The sequence below is a fragment of the Staphylococcus sp. HMSC068C09 genome (assembly GCF_001813735.1).
In the GTDB taxonomy this organism is placed as follows: Bacteria; Bacillota; Bacilli; order Staphylococcales; family Staphylococcaceae; genus Staphylococcus; species Staphylococcus hominis.
Map to the genome: position 1 here is coordinate 22,600 of NZ_KV813732.1, position 10,455 is coordinate 33,054.

Sequence of the window (10,455 nt, forward strand, 5' to 3'; positions counted from 1 at the left end):
CTACTAATTAACTAAAAATGTAGATATACTAATTAAATAAGTAATTCAAAATGGGAAATGTTATAAGAAATAGGAGTTTAATGTGGAGGATTAATATGGATAAGATAATTATAAATGGAGGCAATCGCCTTACTGGTGAAGTTCAAGTAGAAGGAGCTAAAAATGCTGTATTACCTGTCCTTACAGCATCGTTATTAGCGTCTGAAGGACAAAGTAAATTAACCAATGTGCCAGATTTAAGTGATGTTGTTACTATCAATAATGTTTTATCTACTTTAAATGCTAAAGTGGATTATGATAAAGAAAACGGATCAGTTACAGTTGATGCTTCTGCTACACTAAATGAAGAAGCGCCTTATGAATATGTGAGTAAAATGAGAGCAAGTGTGTTAGTAATGGGACCTTTATTAGCACGTTTAGGTCATGCAATCGTTGCATTACCAGGTGGCTGTGCAATTGGTGCTCGTCCAATTGAACAACATATCAAAGGTTTTGAAGCCTTAGGTGCAGAAATTCATTTAGAAAACGGAAATATATACGCAAGCACTAAAGAGGGATTGAAAGGTGCAAATATTCATCTAGATTTTCCAAGTGTAGGTGCAACTCAAAATATTATAATGGGTGCTTCTTTAGCACAAGGAAAAACAGTTATCGAAAATGTAGCTAAAGAACCTGAAATTGTAGATTTAGCTAATTATATCAATGAAATGGGTGGTAACGTTGTTGGTGCTGGTACAGATACCATTACTATCCATGGTGTTGAAAAATTAACGGGCGTTGAACATGCAATTATACCTGATCGTATTGAAGCAGGTACACTTATTATCGCAGCAGCAATTACAAGAGGAGATGTTTTTGTAAAAGGTGCTGTTAAAGAACATATGACAAGTTTAATTTATAAATTAGAAGAAATGGGAGTTAACCTCGATTTTAATGAGGAAGGTGTACATGTTACTACAAATGGTGAACTTCAACCTGTAGATATTAAAACACTGCCTCATCCAGGTTTCCCTACAGATATGCAATCACAAATGATGGCATTATTATTAACAGCTGAAGGCCATAAAGTGGTAACTGAAACAGTATTTGAAAATAGATTTATGCATGTTGCAGAATTTAGAAGAATGAATGCTAATATTAATGTAGAAGGTAGAAGTGCTAAAATAGAAGGTAAAAGTCAACTACAAGGTGCTCAAGTAAAAGCTACGGATTTAAGAGCAGCCGCAGCTCTTATTTTGGCTGGTTTAGTGGCAGAAGGTACAACTCAAGTGACAGAACTTAAACACTTAGATCGTGGTTATGTTAATTTCCATGAGAAGTTAAAATCACTTGGTGCAGATATCAAAAGAGTCGATGACTAATTTTTAAATAGATTTGAGGTAATAGTTATGGAAACAATTTTTGATTATAATGAAATAAAAAAAATCATTCCTCATAGACAACCTTTTTTACTTATTGATCGTATTGTTGAATATGAAGAAGGAAAGCGTTGTGTAGGTTTAAAACAAGTTTCAGGAAACGAACCGTTTTTCCAAGGACATTTTCCTGATTATGCAGTTATGCCTGGTGTTCTCATTACAGAAGCTTTGGCACAAACTGGAGCGGTAGCTATGTTAAATAGTGAAGAAAATAAAGGTAAAATTGCATTATTTGCTGGGATTGATAAATGTAGATTTAAAAAACAAGTGACACCTGGTGATACTTTAATGTTAGAAGTTGAAATTACAAAAATTAAAGGTCCTATTGGAAAAGGTACAGCAAAAGCTACTGTTGATGGACAACTTGCTTGTAGTTGTGAACTTACTTTTGCTATTCAAGATGCGTAATTAAAATAAGAGTAGTAGCGAAATCATTCATTTCGTTACTACTCTATTTTTATCTTTCAAATTTTTCTTCTTTTAATTTCGGTTTAGATTGCATCATTCTGTTAAATGTAATTTTTAATTCTTCTCCAGATAATCCTTCATCAATAAGTTGTTCTAATAGTGTTTCTGCGTATACCTGACGGTGTGTATAAATATGACACTCGAAAATAATTGATATTTTCCTTTCAAATAGAGAGATATGTTTTATTGTTGCATCAAACAATGCTGGATCGTTAGAAGGTCTAGTAATCACTACTCTGATATCTAATACTGTTTGTGATTCATAAAATTTTTGCATGATATCATAATGTGTATCTGAAATTACAATTTCTAGGAGCCAACCTGTACCACTATTCTCTTTATTTATAATAACACCATCATAAAGTTCAAATTCTGAAATCCTGTTATCATCGCTTACTATTTGGAATCGAACTGCTTTAAAAGTCTTCATAACATGTCTCCCATACTCTTAAACATTTTTAAATTATATGATTATTGTTTTTTTGTTAAATAAGTCGTCTCATATCTTAATATTTTTCTTAAATATATCAGATATTAATACTAAAAAGGGAAGAAATCTAAAAAAATAGCTTTTTGACGTTATATTCAATTCTATTTAATATAACGATATAAGGAGGTGACACATGTTAAATAAGATAGTAATCGTTGGTCGTATGACTAAAGATGCAAAAATTTATGATAATGAGGAGGTGAAAATCGCAACGTTTAGTGTGGCTACTGAACGTAATTATAAAGATGAAAATGATGAAATAGCGTGTGATTATATATTTTGTAAAGCATTTGGTAAGATGGCCAGCAACATTGAAAAATATACTTCTCAAGGATCTTTAGTAGGTATTACTGGCCAAATGCGTTCTCGTAAATATGAAAAGGAAAAACAAACTCACTTTGTCACAGAATTATATGTTGAAACAATTAAATTTATGTCCCCTAAATTAAATAATGAAAAACTCTCAGATAGCTCACTAAATACAGACACTTATCCATTTGATAATCTCGAATTAATGAATATAAAATAAAACTCTCTATTTTTAATACTCCAAACCTTTCCAATTAATATAAAATAAGTCTTTCAATTATACTCAAATATACTCAAGAGGTCGGTATAAATATTCCGACCTCTTTAACTATGTATAAGACATTAGATACAACTCATTCATTGAATGATAAAAAAGACAGTGTATTTTTCTGAAATATTACAAAGTAATTACAGTTGGTTCTTTTATTATATATCTAATAAACACTGCCATTAAAGTGTTTATAGTATATATATAAGAAAAATTATTTACAAATCTATGTAATTTTAATGTAAAATAAGTATATTTTTTTTATTTCACTGTAACCTGCTAAGCTTTTTTAGATGTTAGAGTAGTATCCGTAAAATATTTAAGAAAACAAATGACTTAGGAGGATTATACTATTATGAAAAAGACAATTATTGCATCTTCATTAGCAGTAGGCTTAGGATTAGTAGCAGGAAACGTAAGTCATGCTGATGCAAGTGAAAATCAAATTAATAAAGAAAAATTAGCTCAATTAGCGGAATCTAACGATCAATCATTAAATCAACATCCTATTCAAGAAGGAGCTTATAATTACCAATTTAATTTAAATGGTAAAACTTATCATTTTTGGTCAGATGGAACATATTTTAAATGGGAATATTATCCATCAAACGGTTCAACTGTAAATAGTGCTAATCAAAATGTAGCTTCAACTCAATCAGCACAAAATGTATCTTTCCAAAATAATAATTATAATCATATAAATCAATCAGCTTCAACTTCAAATGTAAGTCAACACTATGCAAATGAAGCTCAAACACAACAAGCACCAAAAACAACACAAACTAAACAAGCAACTCAAACACAACAAGCACCTGCTAATGCAACTACAAATCAACCTAAACAATCAACAAGTGGTTCATCTGTAAATGTAAATAGTCATTTACAACAAATCGCTCAACGCGAATCAGGTGGAGATATTCATGCCATCAACCCTTCTTCTGGTGCAGCAGGTAAATATCAATTCTTACAATCTACTTGGGATTCAGTAGCACCAGCACAATATAAAGGTGTATCACCAGCACAAGCACCTGAAAGTGTTCAAGATGCTGCGGCAGTAAAACTTTATAATACTGCAGGTCCATCTCAATGGGTTACAGCGTAAAACTTAATAAATAATTTACTAGTGCCTGAGACAATATGAGTTGTCTTAGGCATTTTTATATATATTGATAGTAATGACTGAATTTAGAAAGATTTCTGTACTATTCTTTATTTATTATATTTATAATAATAGTTGTATGAATTAAACTTATTTCAATGAATATCTTTTTTATTTGAATTATAACAATGGTTTTGTTATGGTTAAATTAAACTAAAGACTACTAGGGGAGCCATGGAACATGGCTGAGATGAAGCATTCAGACCCTTATAACCTGATTTGGTTAATGCCAACGTAGGAAAGTAGTAATACATATTCATTCATTCTATTTTTTTGAATATTGACTACATTTCTACGTTGAAATGTAGTTTTTTTATTTAAGGAGGAATAGTTAATGAGTTTTTCAGATGAATTAAAGCAAGCGTCAAAGCCAATTATTGAAGAGATTTATAATGATGGTTTTATTCAAGATTTATTAAAGGGAAAATTATCAAAACAAGCAGTACGCCAATACTTACGTGCTGATGCTTCTTATTTAAAAGAATTTACTAATTTATATGCTTTACTTATTCCTAAAGCACCTACTATGAAAGAAGTGAAATTCTTAGTAGAGCAAATTGAATTTATGTTAGACGGCGAAGTAGAAGCCCATGAAATTTTAGCGGACTATATTAATGAACCTTATGAAGAAATTGTAAAAGAAAAAGTGTGGCCACCTAGTGGAGATCATTACATTAAACATATGTATTATCATGCTTATACACACGAAAATGCTGCATACACTATAGCTGCAATGGCACCATGTCCTTACGTATATGAAGTGGTTGCTAAATGGGGATTAGAAGATTCAAATCTTAATAGAGATGCACTTACTGCTAAGTGGCTTGATTTTTATAGCACTGAAATGGCACCTTTAATTGAAGTATTTGACCGTTTGTTAAATGAACTTACAGAACATTGTACCGAACAGGAAAAAAGAGAAATTAAAGAAGCATTTTTACAAAGTACTGTACATGAACGTCACTTCTTTAATATGGCATACATTGATGAAGAATGGGATTTTGGAGGAGCAAATCATGAATAAACCTAAGATTGCGTTAACAATTGCTGGTACTGACCCTTCTGGTGGCGCAGGAGTTATGGCAGATTTAAAATCATTCCATGCTTGTGGCGTATATGGAATGGCTGCTATTACAAGTATTGTGGCTCAAAATACTAAAGGAGTTCAACATATCCATAATCTAGAAACTAGTTGGGTTAAAGAACAATTAGATAGCGTATTTGATGATGAATTACCTCACGCAATTAAGACTGGAATGATTGCTACACATGAAACGATGGAACTGATTCAAACGTATTTAAAAAATCATAGCAATATTCCCTATGTTATCGATCCAGTTATGCTAGCAAAAAGTGGTGATTCCTTAATGGATGATGAAACAAAAAAACATCTTCAGAAAACGCTCTTACCATTAGCGGATGTCGTTACTCCTAACATTCCAGAAGCTGAAGAAATTACTGGCTTGAAAATTGATACTGAAGATAATATTCGTAAAGCAGGTCATATATTTATAAATGAAATAGGAAGTAAAGGTGTAGTAATTAAAGGCGGTCATTCTGCTGATTTAAATAATGCTAAAGACTTTTTATTTACTAAAGATGATGTCTATACTTTTGAAGAGAAGCGATTTAATACGCCACATACTCATGGTACAGGTTGCACATTTTCAGCTGTTATCACAGCCGAACTAGCTAAAGGTAAAACAATTTATGAAGCTGTAAAAAAAGCTAAAAAATTTATTTCATTAAGTATTGAACATACACCTGAAATCGGTCAAGGACGCGGCCCGGTAAACCATTTTGCTTATATGAAGAAAGTAGGTTTAGACGATGAATAGTTTAGAAAAGATAAGACAAGAGAATCCACTAGTAGTCTGTTATACCAATGATGTGGTTAAAAACTTCACTGCGAATGGACTCTTGAGTATTGGTGCAAGTCCAGCAATGAGTGAAGCTCCAGAAGAAGCAGAAGAGTTCTATAAAGTAGCAGGGGCACTACTTATAAATATTGGAACATTAACTAAAGCAAATGAGAAAGATATTTTAGAAATTGGAAAAATTGCTAATCAACAAGGTACACCCATTGTATTTGATCCAGTTGCTGTAGGCGCATCAACATATCGTAAACAATTCTGTGAAACTTTTCTTTCTGAAATAAATGTTTCTGTGATTAAAGGAAATGCATCTGAAATTCTTACTTTAGTAGATTCAAATACTACAATGAAAGGCACTGATGGGGAAACAGACTTAGATGTAGTGACAATTGCTAAAAAAGCTTATGAAAAATATCAAACAGCAATTGTTATTACAGGTAGAGAAGATGTTATTATTCAAGATAATCAAATTGTCAAACTATCAAATGGTTCTCCATTACTGGCAAAAATCACAGGCGCTGGTTGTTTATTAGGCGGTTTAGTTGCTGGATTTTTATTTAGAAATACACATCCATCATTACAAGTATTAGAAGAATCAGTAAGTTATTATAATATCGCCGCAGAGATTGCTGAAAAAAGTGAAAAGGTTAATGGACCTGGAACATTCTTATCTCAATTACTTGATGAAATGTATCAACTTAACTATGATACTTATAAACAATTTGTAAAACGTGAAGAGGTTTAAATATGTTTGATTCAAAAAGTTTACAAGTTTATTTTATATGTGGAACACAAGACATCATCGGTGATCAAAACATTAAAGATGTTTTAAAAGCAGCATTAGAATCAGGAATTACTTTATTTCAATTTCGTGAAAAAGGACCAAATGCTTTAGTAGGGGATGAAAAAGAAGCCTTAGCTAAGGAATTGAAAACACTTTGCCATGAGTATAAAGTACCTTTTCTCATTAATGATGATGTGGATTTAGCTGAAAAGATTGATGCAGATGGTATACATGTAGGTCAAGATGACGAAATAATTGCTTCTTTTGCTAATCGTTTTAAAAATAAAATTATAGGATTAAGTGTAGGAAACGTAAAGGAATATCAACAATCAGATTTAGAACACGTAGATTATATAGGCGTAGGTCCAATGTATAAGACATCTTCAAAATCTGATGCAAGTGCCCCTGTAGGCCCTGAAATGATTGCAACATTAAAAAATATTAATCCAAGCTTACCTATGGTTGCTATAGGTGGTATTACTGAAGATAATTGTGAGCCTATAGCTAAAGAAGGCGCTGATGGTGTGTCAGTTATTTCGGTCATTACACATAGTCAAAATATTGACAAGACTGTTAATAAATTAAAGCACTATTTCAAATAAATATCTCTTTTTTTTCAGTTTTTGTTTTCTAGTACACCCTATCTATGATAAAATTATTTCTATGTGAATATATCAATAGAGGTGTAAAAATGAAGAAGAAAGTGCTACTACCTTTGTTATTAGGGGTAATGGTCTTTTTAGCTGGATGTGACTATTCCAAATCTAGTAATAGAAATGGATTTTTCTACAATACATTCGTTGAACCAATGGCTAAAATTCTACATTGGTTAGGCCATTCTGTTTTTCATGATGATTATGGTATTGCAATCATCGTTTTAGTATTAGTTATTCGTATTATCTTATTGCCTTTCATGCTATCAAACTATAAAAATAGTCATATGATGCGTGAAAAAATGAAAATTGCTAAACCTGAAGTAGAAGGTGTACAAGAAAAAGTGAAACGTGCACGTACTCAAGAAGAAAAAATGGCAGCTAATCAGGAAATGATGGAAGTTTATAAAAAATATGACATCAATCCTATGAAGAGTGCTTTAGGTTGTTTACCTGTTTTAATTCAAATGCCTATCGTTATGGGATTATATTTCGTATTGCGTTATCGTATTGGTGGCGGTATTACAGAACATCCACATTTCTTATGGTTTAATTTAGTACATCCTGATATTTGGATTACTATTATTGCCGGTGTGTTATACTTTATCCAAGCATGGGTGTCAAGTAAACAAATACCTGAAGAACAACGTCAAATGACTTATATGATGATGATCGTTTCACCTATTATGATTATTTGGATTTCATTAAGTTCAGCTTCGGCACTAGGTTTATATTGGTCTGTCAGTGCGGCATTCTTAATTATTCAAACATTCTTTGCAAATAAACATTATGAAAAAGTTGCAAAACAAGAAATTGGACCTATGGTTGAGGCACATAAAGAAAATAATTCAAATAAAAAAGGTAAAAATACGCAAGTCGTTTCTAAAAATAATAAGAAGAAAAAATAATATAAGTATAATACGATAAAAAAGTAGGAAAAGATCATCTATCTTTTCCTACTTTTTTTATTCTTCTAAGTGCCACTCGCTATAAAATTGAGATAAAAATAGTTTCATAAATTGATGACGTTCTTCAGCTAGTTGAGATCCTGTTTGTGTGTGCATTAATTTTTTTAATTTTAATAACTTATCATAGAAGTGTCTAATAGCAGAAGGAGGTAAATCAACCATATCTTTTTCTGAAGGAATTGAGTGATAGGGAGATTCTGTCCACATTGGCTCATTGAAATGTCCAGAAAATTGAAACGTTCTTGCGATACCTATAGCACCAATTGCATCTAAGCGATCAGCATCTCTAACGATTTGTCCTTCGATTGGAAGTGTAACATCGTTATTTCTACCATTTCGATAACTCAAATGTTTGATAATAAAAATAATATTCTTTTGAACAGTATCATCCAATTCTATTTTTTTAAAAAATTGATGTAATTCGCTTAAAGCATGGTGTTTATCAGTCAATTTATCATCTATGACGTCATGCAATAGAGCTGACAATACTATTGTAAGAAAATCGCCTTGATGTTCTTGTTTGGCAATATATTTAGCTAATAATGTGACACGTTCAATATGTGCAATATCATGTCCAGAGTAATCATTTTTATGAAATTGGTACATATATTCTTTAGCTAATAATATTTGTTCTGCTTGATTCATAAACTACTCCTTTAAAAACATGTATTGAATGAGTTTAAAGAATTGGTGATAATAATTGAGATATGCCTTCTTTAAACTTAATCCAAGTACTACGTTGATTATATAATTCTTTAGTCAACTCATATGAGACCTTCATATCTTTAATAAATGCTTTTTTAAGTTGAAGAGAAATATCTTCGTCATAAATGAACGCATTCACTTCGAAATTTAATGTAAAACTACGATTATCCATATTTGCTGTACCTACAGTAGCGATTTCATCATCGACAATGAGTGTTTTTGAATGTAGAAATCCATTATTATATTGATAAATTTTAACACCTGCGTCTAATAAAGAAGCGGCATTTTTTAATGTAGCCCAATAAACAAAAGGATGATCGGGTTTACAAGGAATCATTAAATTAACTTCAACTCCACCTAAAGCGGCAATTTTTATGGCATCAATAAAAGCTTGATCAGGAATAAAATAAGGTGATTGAATATAAATAGAATGTTTTGCTGACATAATCATTTTTAAATAGCCATATTTAATTTGTTCCCAGTCTTCATCAGGACCACTTGAAGCGATTTGAACACCAATCTCGCCGCCTGAATCTACATCAGGAAAATATCTATCTTCATATCTGATATTGTCACGTGTTGATTGTGAATTCCAATCTAAGATGAATCTTAATTCTAATGCATTGACAGAATCACCTTCAAGTCTTAAATGAGTATCTCTCCAATAACCAAATTTTTTATCTTTACCAAGGTATTCATCACCAACATTAAAACCCCCAACATAGCCAATCTTGCCATCTATAATTACAATTTTTCTATGATTACGGTTATTCATTCTTAAATTGATTAAGGGCAATTTGGAAGGGAAGAAGGCTTCTGCGTGTCCACCTTTGTCTTTAAACTGTTTCAAATCTTTCTTGCGTAATGTTCTTGAACCCATATCATCATATAACATTTTAACTTCTATACCATCTTCAAGTCTGTCTTCGAGTGCCTTTAAAATACGACGTCCAAGACCATCACTTTTGAAAATATAGTATTGAATATGTATATAATCTTTAGCATTCTGAATATCTTCAATTAATGCGTCAAATTTAGCATGACCATCTGTAAAGATTTTTATACTGTTATCAGTAGTTAAGAATGCAGCATTATTATAGAGTAACATGTGCACCATTTCTTTAAACTTAACAATTTGATGATTACCTTTAGAAAAATCATCTTTTTCAAGCGCATTTAATTGCTCATCAACTATCATAGCTAAACCTTTACGATCTTCTTTTTTTAATTTAAAAATATGTTTGCGTTGTATTTGACGCCCTAATAATAGATATAAAATAAATCCTACTATCGGTAGAAATACAAGAACTAAAAGCCACGCCCAAATTGAACCTGCACTACGACGTTCCATGAAGATAA

Annotated in this window: 12 protein-coding genes and 1 riboswitch; of the genes, 9 read left to right on the forward strand and 3 right to left on the reverse strand. The window is 31.5% G+C overall.

What is annotated here, in order from left to right:
* Positions 1–95: 95 nt before the first annotated feature.
* Positions 96–1,361, forward strand: a complete 1,266-nt coding sequence (murA, locus tag HMPREF2930_RS00720; RefSeq protein WP_017175137.1) for a UDP-N-acetylglucosamine 1-carboxyvinyltransferase — start codon at positions 96–98, stop codon at positions 1,359–1,361.
* A 27-nt stretch (positions 1,362–1,388) separates the two neighbouring features.
* A complete protein-coding gene (gene fabZ, locus HMPREF2930_RS00725) occupies positions 1,389–1,826 on the forward strand; it encodes a 3-hydroxyacyl-ACP dehydratase FabZ (protein ID WP_002448673.1) in 438 nt (145 codons plus the stop codon).
* 49 nt (positions 1,827–1,875) lie between these two features.
* Here fabZ and HMPREF2930_RS00730 read toward each other — a convergent pair whose 3' ends face one another.
* A complete protein-coding gene (locus HMPREF2930_RS00730; RefSeq protein ID WP_017175138.1) occupies positions 1,876–2,316 on the reverse strand; it encodes a YwpF-like family protein in 441 nt (146 codons plus the stop codon).
* 193 nt (positions 2,317–2,509) lie between these two features.
* Between HMPREF2930_RS00730 and HMPREF2930_RS00735 the strand changes: the two genes are divergently transcribed.
* The 7 genes from HMPREF2930_RS00735 (at position 2,510) to yidC (ending at position 8,331) form a co-directional block, all read left to right on the forward strand.
* A complete protein-coding gene (locus tag HMPREF2930_RS00735) occupies positions 2,510–2,905 on the forward strand; it encodes a single-stranded DNA-binding protein (protein WP_017175139.1) in 396 nt (131 codons plus the stop codon).
* Positions 2,906–3,308: 403 nt separating this feature from the next.
* Positions 3,309–4,055: a transglycosylase family protein gene (locus HMPREF2930_RS00740; protein WP_017175140.1), complete on the forward strand. Its 747-nt coding sequence runs from the start codon at positions 3,309–3,311 to the stop codon at positions 4,053–4,055.
* A 212-nt stretch (positions 4,056–4,267) separates the two neighbouring features.
* Positions 4,268–4,370, forward strand: a riboswitch (TPP riboswitch).
* A 76-nt stretch (positions 4,371–4,446) separates the two neighbouring features.
* The gene (tenA, locus tag HMPREF2930_RS00745; protein ID WP_017175141.1) at positions 4,447–5,136 is read left to right on the forward strand and encodes a thiaminase II; all 690 of its coding nucleotides are present in this window, start codon (positions 4,447–4,449) and stop codon (positions 5,134–5,136) included.
* Positions 5,129–5,950 carry a bifunctional hydroxymethylpyrimidine kinase/phosphomethylpyrimidine kinase gene (thiD, locus tag HMPREF2930_RS00750; protein WP_017175142.1) on the forward strand — a complete coding sequence of 274 codons (822 nt, stop codon included), beginning with the start codon at positions 5,129–5,131 and terminating at the stop codon, positions 5,948–5,950. The genes tenA and thiD overlap by 8 nt, the downstream gene beginning before the upstream one ends.
* Positions 5,943–6,731, forward strand: a complete 789-nt coding sequence (gene thiM / locus HMPREF2930_RS00755; protein ID WP_017175143.1) for a hydroxyethylthiazole kinase — start codon at positions 5,943–5,945, stop codon at positions 6,729–6,731. The genes thiD and thiM overlap by 8 nt, the downstream gene beginning before the upstream one ends.
* A gap of 2 nt (positions 6,732–6,733) precedes the next feature.
* Positions 6,734–7,372, forward strand: a complete 639-nt coding sequence (gene thiE, locus HMPREF2930_RS00760; RefSeq protein WP_017175144.1) for a thiamine phosphate synthase — start codon at positions 6,734–6,736, stop codon at positions 7,370–7,372.
* An 89-nt stretch (positions 7,373–7,461) separates the two neighbouring features.
* Positions 7,462–8,331: a membrane protein insertase YidC gene (gene yidC, locus HMPREF2930_RS00765; RefSeq protein WP_017175145.1), complete on the forward strand. Its 870-nt coding sequence runs from the start codon at positions 7,462–7,464 to the stop codon at positions 8,329–8,331.
* A gap of 57 nt (positions 8,332–8,388) precedes the next feature.
* Here yidC and HMPREF2930_RS00770 read toward each other — a convergent pair whose 3' ends face one another.
* Together HMPREF2930_RS00770 and cls are read right to left on the reverse strand one after the other, a co-directional pair.
* On the reverse strand, positions 8,389–9,036 hold the full coding sequence (locus tag HMPREF2930_RS00770) for an HD domain-containing protein (RefSeq protein ID WP_017174786.1): 648 nt from the start codon (positions 9,034–9,036) through the stop codon (positions 8,389–8,391).
* Positions 9,037–9,070: 34 nt separating this feature from the next.
* The coding region (gene cls / locus HMPREF2930_RS00775; RefSeq protein WP_176745764.1) for a cardiolipin synthase at positions 9,071–10,455 on the reverse strand (1,385 nt) is incomplete at its 5' end.